We start from the raw sequence: 17,194 nt of genomic DNA, 5'->3' as shown, positions 1-17,194 counted from the left end.
AAATTTTACATCCCGAAGAATCGGGATGAATCATTTACAGTGAACAATGAAATTCTTCTATATCGTTATTATTTGTTGTCTGTTGAATAAGAATAAGGGAAAGCAGCAGGCTGTATACCTCTTGATTTCTCCGGGGTAGCGCCCATACGGAATGTCAGCTTACCGCCTTTCTGCAGGTCCTGGTGGCTGATCCAGTTTTTCGTATAGGGCTGACCGTTCAGTGCAGCCTGTTGTACGTACAGGTTGGTGGCGCTGTTGCCGGGCGCTTCGATCACCATTTTTTTGCCGTCTTCCAGCGTCATGATAAGTTTGGCGAACAGGGGAGTACCCAATACATACTGTTGCGTACCGGGGCAAACCGGATAGAAGCCCATGGCGGAGAACACGTACCAGGCAGAAGTTTGCCCGTTGTCTTCATCACCGCAGTAACCATCAGGCGTAGCTTTGTAAAGGCGTTCCATCACCTGACGGATCCAGTACTGTGTTTTCCACGGCTGGCCGGCATAGTTATAGAGGTAGATCATGTGCTGGATAGGCTGGTTGCCGTGTGCATACTGGCCCATGTTCATGATCTGCATTTCACGGATCTCGTGAATCACAGTGCCGTAGTAGCTTTCATCATATACCGGCGCCATTTTAAAAACGGAATCCAGCATGTTGGCAAAAGATTCGCGGCCACCCATCAGCCCCGCCAGTCCTTGTACGTCGTGGAATACAGACCAGGTGTAGTGCCAGCTGTTACCTTCCGTGAAGGCATCACCCCATTTGAAAGGATTGAATGGCGACTGGAAACGGCCATCTTTATTTTTACCACGCATCAGTTTTGTTTCCGGGTCAAAGAGGTTCCGGTAGTTCTGAGAGCGTTTAGCGAAACGGGCAATCTCTTCTTTCGGTCTGTTCAGCGCTTTGGCCAGCTGGTAGATGGTGAAGTCATCGTAGGCGTATTCCAGGGTACGGGCAGCGTTTTCGTTAACATCTACATCGTAGGGCACATAACCCAGTTCATTGTAGTATTTCACGCCTTTGCGGCCCACGGAAGTAAGCGGGCCTTCGTTCTCCGTATTTTTCAGGATGGCTTCGTACAGCGTGTTGATATCATAACCGCGGATACCTTTCAGGTAAGCGTCGGCGATGAGGGAAGCGGAGTTGGAACCGATCATACAATCGCGATGACCGGGGCTTGCCCATTCAGGCAGCCAGCCGCTTTCCTTGTAGGCGTTGGCCAGACCTTCCATGATATGGGAGCTGAGAGAAGGATACATCAGCGTAAAGAAAGGATGTACCGCGCGGAAAGTATCCCAGAAACCATTGTCAGTAAACATATAACCGGGCAGCACTTGTCCGTTGAACGGGCTGTAGTGCACCACTTCGTTTTTCGCATTGATTTCATAGAATTTGCGGGGGAACAGCATGGTCCGGTACAGGGATGAGTAGAAGGTGCTCACCTGTTCGGAAGTACCGCCTTCCACTGACAGGCGGCCCAGTTCTTTGTTCCAGCTGTCTTTCGCTTTCTGACGGGTAACATCGAAAGCATCTTTACCCACTTCGCGCCGGAGGTTCAGCTCCGCCTGTTCGAAGCTGATGAAAGAAGAGGCTGTTCTGGCCACCACTTGTTCGCCTCTCTTTGTTTTAAAGCCCACTACCGCGCCGGTATGGTCTGCCTGCAGCTCCAGCTGGTCTTCCAGGGTGGAATCGCGCCAGGCTGCGGCCATGGTAAATGGTTTATCAAAATAGATGACAAAATAGTTTTTGAAGTTGGACGGTACGCCACCACTGTTTTTGGTAGTATAACCGATGATCTTCTGTTCTTTGGGTAATATTTTAATATAGGACCCCTTATCAAATGCGTCTACCACAACAAAGGCGCTGTCGGTAGTAGGGAAGGTAAAACGCAGTTGAGCCGCACGTTCTGTGGGCGTGATCTCGGTGGTCACGTCCGCATCGGCCAGGTATACGCTATAGTAGTAGGGTTTGGCCACTTCCGTTTTATGGGAGAACCAGCTGGCCCTTTTGTGCTGATCGAATTTCAGGCTACCGGTAACGGGCATCATGGCAAACTGGCCATAGTCGTTGATCCATGGAGAAGGCTGGTGTGTTTGTTTAAAGCCCCTGATTTTATCGGCAGTGTATTGATAGGCCCATCCGTTGCCCATTACGTTTGTCTGGGGCATCCAGAAGTTCATCCCCCATGGCAGGGCGATGGCCGGATAGGTGTTGCCGTTTGACAGGCTTACTTTAGAATCGGTGCCCATCAGGGTGTTGACCCATTCCGCCGGTTCAGCCACTTTGTATACCGTCTGGCTTTGTGCGCCATGCAGGCACAATAAAGCAGCTGCCAGCATTCCAACTTTTTTCATGTTGTAGTGTTGTTTCTTGGTAAATCGATACCAGAAGGCAAAGGCGCAGGGATGATCATCAGGCAGGGGCCGAAATTTTCCCCGCTTTCGCCGGCCGGTATTTCATTACGTGCAATTATTAGAAAAATCGATTTAGCATCCATACAGAAAAAAAAGATTCACCGAATCCTCTCCCTGTTTCCGGAGCCCGGAATGCACTTCTTTTCTCCGGAAACAGTTTTTAAATGTATACATAATTTTGGATCTATCGCAGGTATTGCTCATTTTTTTGCCGGAAAATGGATAAGCGGCGCCGGAAACGTTACCAGTCGTGTGCCTGACGCTCCGTACTTACGCAGAACCACGCACAATAAACCGTCCCGGCAGCTCCACGGCAGGGTTCTTAATGGGCACCGGCTTCTTGCCCAACTGCTGCATCAGCATGGCAATCGCTGTTTTAGCGATGCCTTCTATCGGCTGCTCTATCACAGAAATACCCGGTGGATACAGCCGGAAAATATCGTGGTCATCGAAACAGATCACGGACACGTCGTCGGGCATACGGAGACCAACGCGGGCAATGGCTTCCAGACCGAGGATACCGAGATAATTGGTGGCAAAAAATATCGCTTCTATATCAGGATTGTTTTCAATAAACTCCTGCATCTCCCGGAGGGCATCCTCGCGGAGCTTGTGGTACTTCAGATGCAGCACATGTTTCTTCCGCAGGGGGAGCTTGTGTTCTTTCAGGGCAGACACATAGCCACGCAGGCGCTCATCCAGCTGGATCAGCTTCACATCTACCGTCACGAAAGCGATGCGGGTGAAACCCTTTTCTATCAGGTGTTTCATGCCCTGCTGCACGCCTCCGAAATTATCGATCAGCACATAAGGCGCCTTGATGGAGGGAAAATAGCTGTCCATCAGCACTACAGGCTTATGATGCTGTACCAGCTGCTGTATCTCTTTTTCCATACCGGGCGCGGGAGTGATCAGGTACCCGTCCACCATCTGCCGGCCCAGCATCCGTATCAGCTCTCCTCCTTTCTGGGCATTGTTCTCCGTGCTGCAATACACCACGTTATAACCCATCAGCTCTGCTTCCGTTTCGATTGTTTTGGCAAGGCTGGCAAAGAAGCTGCCGGAGATGCTTTCCACGATCAGGCCCAGTGTTTTGGACTGACCGGTACGCAGGTTGACCGCCACCCGGTGGGGCTCGTAACCGGATTTCTCCACTACCTGTATGATTTTGGCCGCGACTTCGTCACGTATCCGCATCTGTTTCCCTTTGCCGTTGAGTACAAAAGATACAGTAGAAGGTGCCACACCGGCCATTTTAGCGACATCCTTAAGCGTAAGTCTCTTCATTCGTGCTTATTAATTTGATTGGTTTTGCCGTTGCGCCACCATTGATGATTACAGGTTTAGTTGCCGGGTACGCGGGGGTAACGCACGGGGCCGGAAATTACAAAAAACTGTTAAAACATTACAAACTCTCCGTAAAATGGGTATCTTACAGGAGCAGGGCCGGACATGTGGATACTATCAGCCTGTAATATGCGTTATTGGAGTAATAAACAATAAGTACCGGCCAATCAAGCAATTACAACTGGTATTGTAGCCAACTAGACATTTTAACACGCAATATGAAGCAACTCACCCATCTTACTGATCCCGTTTACGTTAAACCCACCCGGGAAACAGTCTTCGACAGGCTTTTTAAGTCTATGATCCGTGACGAGCGCGATCTTCCCTTTGTATACCTGACACTGAAAATTACTTTCACCCTCTGGCCACTGGCCATCCTGATGTACTGGCCGGGTGTTAACAACTGGCTTTGGTGGACCGCTGCTATTGCTTACCAGTTTTTCAATAACATCACCTTTAAAGGCCCCTTCGGCCTGATGCTGCACTGCACCAGCCACCGCGCCTTCTTTGAAAAAAAATACGGTTTCCTCAATAATTATCTTCCCTGGGTAATAGGCCCGCTGTTTGGACAAACGCCGGAATCCTACTACTCCCACCATATCGGGATGCACCATCCGGAGAACAATATGCCGGACGATGACAGCTGTACCATGATGTACCAGCGCGATTCTTTCCGGGGATTCCTTCACTACCTCTGGTCTTTCGTGACTTTTGGCGTTTATGATACTGCGAAGTACCATATCCGCAAAAAAAGGAATAAACTGATGGTGAAACTGATCCGCGGCGAATTCTTATTCATGGGCGCCTGCGTAGGCCTTTCCTTTATCAATTTCCCGGCAACGTTCGTGGTGTTCATCCTGCCATTTATCATCTCCCGTATTATTATGATGGTAGGCAACTGGGCACAACACGCCTTCATCGATGCCGAAGATCCGGACAACTGCTACAAAAACAGCATCACCTGCATCAATACCAAATACAACCATAAATGCTGGAACGATGGCTATCATATCAGCCATCACGTTAAACCCAGCATGCACTGGACAGAACATCCGGTATATTTCCGTAAAACGCTGGACGAATACATCTCTAACGATGCCATCGTATTTGACGGTATTCACTTCCTGCACGTATGGTTATGGCTCATGACCAAACGCTATGATCTGCTGGCCAAACATTTTGTCAATATTGGCGATCGTTTCCAGTCCGATGCGGAAATCATTTCTTTCCTGAAACAACGTACGCTCCGAATTAATACTGTACAACAGGCCACTGCTGCGGCGGCTGCCTGATACAAAGGAAATTTGGGGATTTTTTGATTTACGATTTTTTGATTTCGTAGATAGATAAAAAAGAAGACCGAAGCGAGTACATTCACTTCGGTCTTCTTTTTTTATTCGCTTTGATGATTTACGTAAATCAAAAAATCGTAAATCAAAAAATCCCCAAATCCCTTAGTTGATCCAGCCCGGATTCTGCACCAGATTGGAGTTCCGCTCAATCTCACTTTGAGGGATGGCCCAGTAGTAGATGTAATCTCCTTTCCAGGAGTAGTTGACCACATTGCCTCCCCAGATCTGCTGGATACCGGCGCCGGCGGCAAACGTCTTTTCTCTCCATGTTTTCCAGCGCAGCTCATCGAAATAATTGATGCCCTCATTTACAAACTCCACCCTGCGCTCATTACGGATACGCTCCCGCATCGCCAGCTGATCACCTACATAAGTCGGTTTGGTCCCATCTGCACTTTGCAAAGCAGGCATGCCCACTCTTGTCCGAACTCTGTTGACCAGGTCCAGCGATTGCTGGCTAAACCCTTGCTCGTTCAGCGCTTCCGCCCACATCAACAGCACATCGGCAAAACGAATTACCGGGAAGTCGGTAGGACCATACGCGCGGTTGATCGTTTCAGTAGCGCCTTCATACACAAATTTGCGATGCAGGTAATAGAAGTAGGCTTTGGTATCAGTGGCCAGGTCCCACACAGGCGTGTTGTTAGACCGGAAAGGCCATCTGGAAACATACGGCTGATTGGCACTGCCATTTACGCCCAGGTACTCTGAATAGGGCGTGATAACGTTGGCGGCCAAACGCGGATCGCGGTTAGCATAAGCCGACTTGATCCTGGCTTCGTTGCCACCAGGCAGGTATTTGCTCATATCCAGTCCACGGGCAGTGGCAGCGCTAATTTCAGCTGCTGTAAGCCCGTCCCTGAAAAAGTACACTTCTCTTTGTGAAGCTGCCAGGGAGGTAAATCCCGGAATAACGGCATTCCAGTCAAACTTGCTGCCATCAGCTTTTTCATACAAATCCACTACCACCGGGGAAACCAGGTAGGTGTTCCAGCAGGAACCGAAAGAGCTCCTGTTGCCACAGAAAAACTGCGTAGTGGAACCATAGTTCGTCACGGCGATATTCTGAATGGAGAAAATCATCTCATCACTTTGTTCGTTCGCTTCTTTGAAGAGCGCCTTGTAATCTCCATTGAAAAGGGTGTATCCGGCATCCTGCACTTTGGCAAAATCGGCAGCGGCGGCGGCCCAGTTACGGGTATACAGGTAAGCTTTTCCTCTTAACGCATAGGCTGCGCCTTTGGTGATATGCCCATAGCTCGCATTACCCTTACCGTATTTGACAGGCAAATTGGGCTCGTTGATACAGTCTGTAAGATCATTGACCACCACTCTCCAAACGCTGTCTTCTGTTTCACGGCCTTTCACCGCCTCATCAGCAGTAAATGGGGTGAGGTATACCGGCACACCGTGCCACAGCTGGTTCAGGCGGGAATAAAAATAGGCGCGCAGGAATTTCGCCTCTGCGATATACTTCGCTTTTTTATCTGCCGCAGAAGGGGATTTGAGCGGTATATTGAAAATAGCGTTGTTGGCACGCTGAATACCATCATAAAACTGTTTCCAGTTACTGCTGAACATACCATTGCTGGGGGTGATGGTTCCTACCTGTAAGGCATCTGCGTCCCGCACCATGCCGCCTACGCCGTACCGGTCAAACTGATACAATTCATTACCGGAAGCGCTGCCCTGATCGATATTCAATCTTAACGCAGCATACACGCCAGCCATGCCCTGGTCGGTGAGGTTGTCTGTCGTCCACATCTGCGCGTCACTTTCCTGTGTATAGGACACGGTGTCCAACAGGTTTTTCTTACAGCCGGCTAATGACAGCAGCGCGGTGCTATATATTAATATTCTGAACTTTTTCATACGTTAATTTTTAGAACCTAGAATGTAACATTAAGACCCAACGCATACTGTCTCATCGTTGGATAACCCACGCTGGCGCCAATTTCAGGGTCAAGGCCCGGATATTTGGTGATGGTCAGCAGATTTTCGCCACTTACATACACTACCGCACGGCTGATGGCTGCGCGTTTGGTGAGGCGTTCCGGAATCTGGTAACCGATCTGCAGGTTCTTCAGTTTCAGATAAGACGCATTGTAGAGATAGAAATAGTTATCCTGGCTATTCTGTGGATCTGTATTGAGTTTCAGACGGGGATACTTACCGTTGATATTATTAGCAGGATCAGCTGGATTGGCATCATTGTAATAGTAGTGATCATTGGCCACGTCCAGTCCGATGGCATTACCGTTGGTCGTAACGGAGCTCAGGTATCCGCGGTCGTTGTAATAGTACTGCAGGCCTGCACTGCCAGCCCATATCATATTAAGATAGAGTCCTTTCCAGGAAGCGCTGATGTTGAAGCCGTAGTTGTATTTAGGTGTACCGCTGGAACCGGAGAAGGTCCGGTCGTAGTTGTTACCATAAATACCATCACCGTTGGTGTCTGCATAGATGAAATCACCGTACCAGATTTTGCCTTTATCCACCCCCTGTGCAGGCAGGAAGGTATAACCTGCGGCCATCATAGCTTTCAACCAATCCATATCCTGCGGTGTACGGATCATACCATCTTTGGGGCCACCGTTAATATTCACGCTGCCATCAGCATTAAAGTGGCTGCCATTACCCTGATAAAGTTTCTGGAGATAATATTCATCAATCTGATGACCTTCCACCCGGTAGCGGTTGCCATCGTTGGAAGCTACTTTTCCGATGTTGGAAGACCATACTTTATTACCGCTGGCATCTGTGGTATAACCATCCTGGAAGGAGCCACGGTAGCTGGTGATCACGTTTTTATTATAGGAGAAATTACCGCCAACCGTGATATCCACTTCACCGAATTTATGGTTATAGCTGGCCACCACTTCAATCCCTTTATTGGAAACAGTGGCTGTATTAACGGTAGGAGGTGAGGCATTACCTACGGTCAATGGTATCGGCGGTGTGGTAATGATGCCGTCCGTTTTTTTGCTGTAATAGTCAACCGTGATATTCAACGCATTATTCAGCAAAGTCGCGTCCAGCCCTATATCTGCGATAGCCGTAGCTTCCCAGAGCAGCCCGGGATTGCCGAATTTGGTGACTGCCAGCGCATTCACCGCGGTGTTGTTATAAGAGTAGTACACGGGGTTGTAGAGGGTCTGGTAGTCATAATTGCCCTGTGATCTGTCGCCACCGCCGTTATTACCCAGTTTACCCCAGGAGCCACGCAGTTTCAGCTGTTGGAAATTGCGCAGCGACTCTTTCAGGAATGCTTCTTCTGTCAGGCGCCAGCCGGCAGAAAAGGAGGGGTAGTAGCCCCAGCGGGAAGCAGGTGCAAAACGGGAGGAGCCGTCATACCGGAGATTGGCTTCAAACAGGTATTTGTCGCGGTAGGTATAGTTCAAACGGCCAAACCAGCTGCGGAGCGCGTTGTCATACTCCGTTCCATCAAACACGTTGTTGGTATTGCCGGCAACGTTAATGTTGGTCACTTCTTCTGATATCAGGCCTTTTCTGCTGGTAAAATCGCGGTTATAATAGTAATAGTTCTGGTTGTAGCCTGCCAGCGCGGAAAAATCATGCCCTCCCTTAAACTGTGTATGGTAACGTAATACGTTGTCAAACGTGGTGGTAAAATCTTTATTATGCTCTACGGTGGTGGTGAGCTGGTCGGGCGTGGCTGCTGGTTGTCTGGCTATGTTATTGGCCAGATCCCATTTAGCAAAAGGCACATCATGATATTGCATGTCGCGGAAGCGGGTCTGATAGTTGAACTTAGTTTCAAATGTCAGTCCGCGTAAAAGAGAGAGGGTAGCGTACACGGTGGAATTGAAACGGTTCTGCACATTCTTTCCGGCGACGTTATTGAGGTACAGCAGGATGTTATTGGCCGTCTGAGACTCTTCTGTGGCGGTAGGGAAGCCGTATTTACCTTCATATCTGGCCGGTACGCCCGGGGTGGTCTGACGGAGAAAGTTGAAAGCATTGGCGGTATTACCCAATCCCAGCAGTTCCTGCGAGGCAAACGTTTGCGTACCAACGGTAATAAACGGATTGATTTTACTATCGAGGTTCAGCCGTATCTGGTAACGTTTAGACTCGGTATGTTCCATGGTACCGGGATTGTTCTGATAACCGCCGGACAGCAGGAAGGTAGATTTCTCGCTGCCACCGGAAACGGATATATTATGCTGCTGCAGTACGTTGTGTTGAAATACGGTATTGGCCCAGTCGGTATTGGCATATACCACGGAGTTAGGTATCCCTGCTGCATTCAGGTCATTGGGATGGGCGTTGGCATTTATCCAGGTATCGATGGTTTGCTGTTTGAACAGTTCAGCCTGTCCGAGGTTACGGGCGCTTTCGTTATACAGTTTCATATACCGTACATAGTCATTCACGAACTTCGGCATGTTGGCGGGTTCCACAGAGGAGAGTGTTCCGCTGTACGTAACAGTCGTACGGTTACGGCTGCCTTTTTTGGTGGTAATGAGGATCACGCCGTTTGCTGCCAGGGTACCATATATAGAAGAGGAGGCGGCATCTTTCAGGACAGAGATACTTTCAATGTCTGTGGGGTTTACAGCGTCCATGCTGCCGATGATACCATCTATTACTACCAGCGGATCGCTGTTATTGAGCGTTCCCACGCCGCGTACACGAATGGTGGCGCCGTCGGAGCCGGGTTTACCGGAGCTTTGGCGTACCTGCAAACCGGGACTGAGGCCGGCCAATGCGCTGGACACATTGGTTACGGGCCTGTTTTCCAGGCTTTTACCTGTCACCGTCGCTACCGCTCCGGTGAGGTTCACTCTTTTCTGGGTAGCGTACCCCACTACTACCACGTCTACCAGGTCGGCATTTTTCTGTTTCAGGGTAACGGTCACGGATGCACGCCCCTGTAGACTTACTTCCTGTCTTTCAAAACCGATGTAGTCTACCACCAGCACTGCATTGGCGGCATCTGCGTCTTTAATGATGAATTCCCCCTTTTCGTCTGTCACCACCCGTTTGGCAGTTCCTTTTAAGACGATGGAAGCACCGGGCAGGCGCTCTCCTTTGTCATTCACCACCCGGCCGCGCAGATCTTCCTGTGGGGCAGCCAGGAGTGTTTTCTCTTTTTTGGCATCTACCACAATTACTTTGTCCACGATGGAGTAAGTAAGTGGTTGCCCATGAAAACAAATATCCAACGCAGCTTTCAGGTCTACATCGGTAACAGAAATGGTTACACGCTGTGCCCGGGCCAGCATTTCATTCCGGTACATAAAACTGTAGCCGGTTTGTTGGGTGATACTTTTGAAGATATCGGCCAACGCGGCATTGCGTTGATGCAATGTCAGCGTTTGGGCATAGCCTGAAGCAATCGCCTGCAGGGAAATCAATACCAGCAGGAAGGTGGTCAGTTTAAATACCCGGATGGTTTTAAAAAAGTGGAATCGAAGGGCATACGAAGCCCCCTTGTACTGAGGATTACTCATACATCACAGTGTTTGGTAAAGGTTATTGGTACCGGAATAGTGTAGTTATGGACAACAGCAGGCCATAACGCAGATTTACATCTGGTTTTACGATGAAATGTTCATTGTTCTGATTACTTTTTTTTCGACTTAGATTTTACTTCGATTTAGATTGGATTTTTTACTTCAATTTAGATTTATATGATTTAGTTGACGACGATGATTAGTGCGGGTGTACTGTGAGTTTCCGACCATCCAGTTGACAGTGGACGCCACTCAGCTCCAGCATTTTAATGATATTATCCAGGCTGGTGTTCCTGGGGAAAGACGCGGTGAGATGCTCTTCCGGCATGCCACCTGCCCATTGCAGCTCCAGGTCGTACCATCTTGCCAGTTGTCTTAATGCTACGCCTACTTCTTCTCCCGCAAACTCAAATTTTCCATTTTTCCAGGCCAGTACGGTATTTACATCAGCGTTGGCGATGGTCAGCTGACGGGCATCGTCCAGCACGGCCTGTTGTCCTGGTAACAGATGTTTGGTTGCATTATCTGCGTTTACATTTACCGCCCCGGTTATCAGGGTTGTTTTGATATTTTTTTCTTCAGGATAGGCCATCACGTTAAAGGAGGTACCCAATACCTGGACTTCCATGTTATTTACCCGGACTGTAAAAGGTTTGTTTTTATCGGGTGTGATATCGAAATAGGCTTCTCCCGTTAATTCCACTGTCCGATGCCGGCCGTTAAAGCTCACAGGATATTTCAATGAGCTGGCGGCGTTGAGCCATACTTTACTCCCGTCCGGAAGCACTACCGCAAACTGGCCGCCCTGGGGTGTTTTCAGGGTATTATATTTTATGTCCCCGGGATTGGCGGCCTGGTCATATACCAGGGATTCCCCTTGTACCCGGGCATCTCCAATGGTTTGTTGGCTGCTGTCATTCAGGGTCACGGCGCTGCCATCATCCAGCAGCAGTACCGCTTTGTTGCTTCCCGGCATCACAGACACCGCGGCTTTTGCCGCTATCTGCCTCGATGCTGAGGTCATATGGTACCGGCCCGACAGGAACCATCCGCCCACACCGAGTACCAGCGCTATGCCAGCCGCTGCTGCCGTACGTTTCAGCCACAGCGGGATGACTCTCCCGCGAGAGGGCGCCGGCTGCATCAGTGCTGCCAGCCTGGCATCCATTCTGTTGAAAATCTCTTCCCTGCTGAATCCTTCCTCCGGTGTCACCATTACCTGCCCGTCATCAAAAGAATGATACCATTGATTGACCAGCGCAGATTCTTCCGGGGAGGCTTCTCCCCGCAAATACTTTTCGACAGCGCTTAACAGATCCTGGTTTTCTTTCATAACGGATAATTACAGTCATTTGTCGAACAACCGGAACGGATCCCCTACGCTGTCCGAAAAAAAATTAAAAAAAAATGGAAAAAATGTGTCGGAGGCTACCTTTTAACTGGCGTAAAGCTTTGGTGAGCTGGTTTTCTACGGTCTTACTGGAGATATTGAGGACCTGGGCTATTTCTTTTACCGGCATACCCTGTTCCCGGCTGTAACGAAATATCAGTTGACATTTTTCCGGAAGTTTGTTCACTTCCTGTTGCAGCAGCTGTAGAATATGTTTCTGTTGGAAAGCCGATTCGGGTTCTGCCACATTCACGGGTACAGTCGTTTGGTATACTTCCTGGTACTGACGCAACAATTGTTCGCGACGGAAGCGGTCCAGCACCTTATATTTTACCGCCGTGGCCAGGTAGGCGCCGGCATTGCTGATCTGGCGGTTGTGCCGTTGGTTCCACAGGCTGACGAATACGTCCTGTACAATATCTTCTGCCGCCTGTATGTCGGAGAGCCTGTTGAAGGCCACTGCCAATAACTTCTCGCGATAGGCCCCATAGATTTCGGCAAATGCGGTTTCATCATCCTCCCGCAGACGCTCCATCCATAAGGTATCTGTATTTGGTTGACCAGTCATTCCGTGATTGTACAAGTAGTATATGCGATATTAGAGATTATTTTCGTCGTTTCATATATTTATGATAAAATCTTTCTGTGGCCCCGGGGTTACAGCGCCTGGCCGGGATCGCAGATGTCCGGAGAGCAGGTATGGCCAATACGCCACCAACAGGGCATTTTCCCGTTACAGGCGGGGAAAATTAACACTTTATAACATTCTTCCCTTTTCAGCCAATCGGCAAAAACCCACCCATCCAGCCACCACATTGCTTTTCACTCTAAAAAGAGAAAGTTATATCATATAATCTTAATGAATATGCTTATCTATAACAATAAGTAACTAAATTTGCGCTCTAACTTTTTTTATTAAAGTAAAAAATATGCGTACTGTTACACTGAAAAGGGTTGTGGTTACCGGCATGGGAGCACTAACACCTATCGGGAATGATGTAAATACTTTTTGGAGCAATCTGAAGGCAGGCGTGAGCGGCGCTGGTCCTATCACTAAATTTGACACCACAGAGTTCAAAACAAAATTTGCCTGTGAAGTCAAAGGTTTTGATGTGGAAAAATATATGGACAAGAAAGAGGCCCGCAAGATGGACAACTTCACGCAGTACGCGATGGCAGCTGCACATGAAGCGGTAGCAGACGCTGGTCTCAACAAGGAAGGAATTGACAAAACCAAAATAGGCGTGATCTGGGCTTCCGGTAACGGCGGCATGCTCACGTTCGAGGAACAGATCGTTGAATTTACCCAGGCCAACTTTGTGCCTAAGTTCAACCCGTTCTTTATTCCCAAACTGATTTGTGATATCGCGGCAGGACAGATCGCCATGAAATATGGTTTCATGGGTATCAACTTCTGCACCGTGTCTGCCTGCGCCTCTTCTTCCAGCGGTCTGGTAGACGCTTTCAACTATATCCGTCTCGGCAAGGCAAACGCGATCGTTGCCGGTGGTTCTGAAGCACCGGTTACCCGTGCAGGCATCGCAGGCTTTAACGCCCTCAAAGCGCTGTCTACCCGTAACGATGATCCGGAACATGCTTCCCGCCCGTTCGATACAGATCGTGACGGCTTCGTGATGGGTGAAGGCGCCGGCGCCATCGTCCTCGAAGAATACGAGCACGCCATCGCCAGAGGTGCTACCATCTACGGTGAAATGATCGGCGGCGCTATGACCTGCGACGCCTACCACCTCACCGCCACCCACCCTGAAGGCCTCGGCGCCAGACTGGGTATGGAACAGGCACTGGAAGACGCCGGTATAACTACTACCGACGTTGACTATATCAACTCCCACACCACCTCCACACCGGTAGGCGATGTGAGCGAACTGAAAGCGATCGTGACCGCCTTCGGCGACCACGCGGAGAAAGTGAACATCAGCGCCACCAAATCCATGACAGGCCACCTGCTGGGCGCTGCCGGCGCTATCGAGGCTATCGCCTGTATCAAGGCTACTCAGGAAGATATCGTACCACCTACCATCAACACTACCGTGCTGGGCGAAGGTATCCCGACCAACCTGAACCTCACCCTCGGCAAAGCACAGAGCCGCCCGGTAAATATTGCCATGAGCAATACCTTCGGTTTCGGCGGTCACAACGCCATCGTGGTATTTAAAAAATACACCAAATAAGCAGGTAACTGCCCGAAAATAGCTGTCAGCGAAGATCTTCCCAAAAAGGTCTTCGCTGCTCTTTTTTATGCCCCCTTCATTTCGGAATTCGTAATCCGTAATTCGTAATTATGGCGTAGCTTAGTAGTTTAATATTATGGCAAAGAAAAAAGAGAATGTAACCGCTGCCCCCGCTCCGGAAATCACAGCAGATGACCAGATTGAAGTATTTGGCGCACGGGAGCATAACCTGAAAAACCTTGACCTGCAGTTGCCCAAAAATAAGCTGGTTGTCATCACCGGCATCAGCGGAAGTGGAAAATCCTCCCTGGCTTTCGATACTATTTACGCTGAAGGACAACGCCGCTACATGGAAAGTTTTTCCGCTTATGCCCGCCAGTTTATCGGCGACATGGAAAGACCCGATGTGGACAAAATCACCGGTCTTTCTCCCGTTATTTCCATAGAACAAAAAACAACCAACAAAAACCCGCGCTCAACGGTAGGCACCATCACGGAAATCTACGACTTCCTGCGACTGCTCTACGCCCGCGCCGGACAGGCATACTCCTACAATACCAACAAGCGCATGACGCGCTTCTCGGAAGAAGAGATACTGGAACATATCTTCAAACACTACCCTAAAAAGAAACTGGTGATACTCGCACCCCTGGTGCGCGGCCGTAAAGGACATTACCGGGAACTGTTTGAACAGGTACGCAAACAGGGCTATCTCAAAGTACGGGTGGACGGCGAAATACTCGACCTGAAAGAAAGAATGCAGGTGGACCGTTACAAAATCCACGATATCGAACTGGTGATAGATCGCATACAGGTACAGGACGACGCCCGCACCCGCATCAGCCAGAGCGTGCAGAAAGCCCTCACCATGGGCAAAGGCCTGCTGTTTGTGATGGACAACGATACCAACAAGGTAAGTCAGTACAGCAAACAACTGATGTGTGAAGACACCGGCCTTTCCTACGAGGAACCATCGCCCAACACCTTCTCCTTCAACTCGCCCTATGGCGCATGCCCACGCTGTAAAGGCCTCGGCACCATCTACCAGATCGATATGGACACCATCATCCCCGATGAAAGTGCCTCTATCGAAAGCGGTGGCCTCAAACCACTGGGCGAAGCCAGAGATACCTTCACCTACAAACAGGTGCAGCAGCTGGCTAAAAAATATAAATTCTCCCTTACCGGACCTATCTCGGCTATCCCGGAGAAAGCCCGCAACGTGCTGTTGTTCGGCGACGAAAACGGGAAACTGGAAGTAGACCTCTCTTTCGACGAAAGTTCCGATACCACTAAATACTCCACAGAATTTGAAGGAGTGGTGAACACCGTACGCCGCTATTTCAACGATAGCAGCTCCGACCACGTACGCGCCTGGGCGGAAAGCTTTATGGCCCTCAGCACCTGCCCGGAATGTAACGGTACCCGCCTCAAAAAGGAAAGCCTCTTCTTTAAGATAGACGAGAAAAATATTTCCGAACTGGGCAACATGGACCTCGATCACCTGTTGAACTGGTTCAGCAACATCGAAGAGCGGCTGGAGAAAAAACAAAACGCCATCGCCAAAGATATCCTCAAGGAAATACGGGAACGCCTCGGATTCCTGCTGAACGTTGGCCTCACCTATCTGACGCTCAACAGGCCTACCCGTACGCTCAGCGGCGGCGAATCACAACGCATCCGCCTCGCTACCCAGATAGGCTCCCAGCTGATGGGCATCACCTATATCCTCGATGAGCCCAGCATCGGCCTGCATCAACGCGACAACATGCAACTGATCGATGCCCTCCGCAACCTCCGCGAAATGGGCAACACCGTGATTGTAGTGGAACATGATAAAGACATCATGCTGCATGCCGACCACCTCGTGGACATCGGTCCCGGCGCCGGAAAACACGGCGGCCAGATCATCGCGCAGGGTACGCCCAACCAGATACTGAAGCTTAACACCCCTACGGCCGGATACCTCAACGGTAAACGCGCCATGGAAATACCTGCCGAACGCCGCAAAGGCAACGGTAACAGCCTGGAGCTGAAAGGCGCCACCGGCAACAACCTGAAAAACGTAAGCGTGAAACTGCCCCTCGGCACTTTCATCTGCGTGACCGGTGTTTCCGGCAGCGGTAAATCCACCCTGATCAACGAAACACTGTATCCGATACTCTCCAAACATGCCTATGACTCCAAAGCGGTCCCCATGCCGTATAAAAGCGTCAAAGGCCTGGAACATATCGATAAAGTGATCGAGATAGACCAGTCACCCATCGGTCGTACACCGCGCAGCAACCCGGCCACCTATTGCGGTTTCTTCACCGATATCCGCACCCTCTTCGCCGCTGTGCCGGAAGCAAAAATCCGTGGCTACAACGCCGGCCGTTTCTCTTTCAACGTTAAAACAGGCCGCTGCGATGTTTGTGAAGGCGGCGGCATGCGCGTGATTGAAATGAACTTCCTGCCAGACGTATATGTACACTGCGAAAAATGTAATGGCCGCCGTTACAACCGGGAAACACTGGAGATCCGCTACAAAGGCAAATCCATCTCCGATGTGCTGGACATGACGGTAGACGAAGCAGTGGAATTCTTCCAGGCCGTTCCGTGGATACACCGTAAAATCAAAACACTGCAGGATGTAGGCCTGGGTTATATCACCCTCGGCCAGTCGGCCGTAACCCTCTCCGGTGGCGAAGCACAGCGTGTGAAACTGGCAACGGAGCTATCTAAAAAAGATACCGGCAAAACGATCTATATCCTCGACGAGCCCACTACCGGCCTGCATTTCCAGGATATCGTGCTGCTGCTGAAAGTACTGAACAAACTGGTGGACAGGGGGAATACCGTACTGGTGATAGAACACAACCTCGATGTGATTAAAATGGCCGATCATATCGTGGACCTGGGCCCTGAAGGCGGCGCCGGTGGCGGCACTATCCTCTGTACCGGAACGCCCGAACAGGTGAGCACCTGTAAAGACAGCCATACCGCCCGATTCCTCAAAAAGGAGCTGGGAATTTAA

Annotated in this window: 9 protein-coding genes; 3 read left to right on the top strand and 6 right to left on the bottom strand. The window is 49.9% G+C overall.

The features are described 5' to 3' along the window. Nucleotides 1–68 precede the first annotated feature (68 nt). Nucleotides 69–2,357, bottom strand: coding sequence for a GH92 family glycosyl hydrolase (locus ICL55_RS13805; protein ID WP_188098012.1), 2,289 nt, complete (start codon nucleotides 2,355–2,357; stop codon nucleotides 69–71). A gap of 330 nt (nucleotides 2,358–2,687) precedes the next feature. Further along, nucleotides 2,688–3,704, bottom strand: coding sequence for a LacI family DNA-binding transcriptional regulator (locus ICL55_RS13800; RefSeq protein ID WP_188098010.1), 1,017 nt, complete (start codon nucleotides 3,702–3,704; stop codon nucleotides 2,688–2,690). Between the two features lie 278 nt (nucleotides 3,705–3,982). On the opposite strand from ICL55_RS13800, the gene ICL55_RS13795 reads away from it, so the two are divergent. Continuing rightward, entirely contained in the window at nucleotides 3,983–5,056 is a 1,074-nt protein-coding gene (locus ICL55_RS13795) for a fatty acid desaturase family protein (protein WP_188098008.1), read from the top strand. A 162-nt stretch (nucleotides 5,057–5,218) separates the two neighbouring features. On the opposite strand, the gene ICL55_RS13790 is transcribed toward ICL55_RS13795, so the two are convergent. The 4 genes from ICL55_RS13790 to ICL55_RS13775 form a co-directional block, all read right to left on the bottom strand. Further along, entirely contained in the window at nucleotides 5,219–6,988 is a 1,770-nt protein-coding gene (locus tag ICL55_RS13790; RefSeq protein ID WP_188098006.1) for a RagB/SusD family nutrient uptake outer membrane protein, read from the bottom strand. Nucleotides 6,989–7,005: 17 nt separating this feature from the next. Next, nucleotides 7,006–10,593 carry a TonB-dependent receptor gene (locus ICL55_RS13785; RefSeq protein WP_188098004.1) on the bottom strand — a complete coding sequence of 1,196 codons (3,588 nt, stop codon included), beginning with the start codon at nucleotides 10,591–10,593 and terminating at the stop codon, nucleotides 7,006–7,008. A 202-nt stretch (nucleotides 10,594–10,795) separates the two neighbouring features. After that, complete coding sequence (locus ICL55_RS13780) at nucleotides 10,796–11,929, bottom strand: FecR family protein (protein WP_188098002.1); 1,134 nt, start codon at nucleotides 11,927–11,929, stop codon at nucleotides 10,796–10,798. A gap of 64 nt (nucleotides 11,930–11,993) precedes the next feature. Beyond that, nucleotides 11,994–12,554, bottom strand: coding sequence for an RNA polymerase sigma factor (locus tag ICL55_RS13775; protein ID WP_188098000.1), 561 nt, complete (start codon nucleotides 12,552–12,554; stop codon nucleotides 11,994–11,996). A gap of 361 nt (nucleotides 12,555–12,915) precedes the next feature. On the opposite strand from ICL55_RS13775, the gene fabF reads away from it, so the two are divergent. Both fabF and uvrA read left to right on the top strand, forming a co-directional pair. Beyond that, nucleotides 12,916–14,178 carry a beta-ketoacyl-ACP synthase II gene (fabF, locus tag ICL55_RS13770; protein WP_188097998.1) on the top strand — a complete coding sequence of 421 codons (1,263 nt, stop codon included), beginning with the start codon at nucleotides 12,916–12,918 and terminating at the stop codon, nucleotides 14,176–14,178. Between the two features lie 136 nt (nucleotides 14,179–14,314). Further along, complete coding sequence (gene uvrA, locus ICL55_RS13765) at nucleotides 14,315–17,194, top strand: excinuclease ABC subunit UvrA (protein WP_188097995.1); 2,880 nt, start codon at nucleotides 14,315–14,317, stop codon at nucleotides 17,192–17,194.

This window comes from Chitinophaga varians (assembly GCF_014529945.1).
GTDB lineage: Bacteria > Bacteroidota > Bacteroidia > Chitinophagales > Chitinophagaceae > Chitinophaga > Chitinophaga varians.
This window is presented reverse-complemented; position numbering and strand designations above follow the sequence as displayed.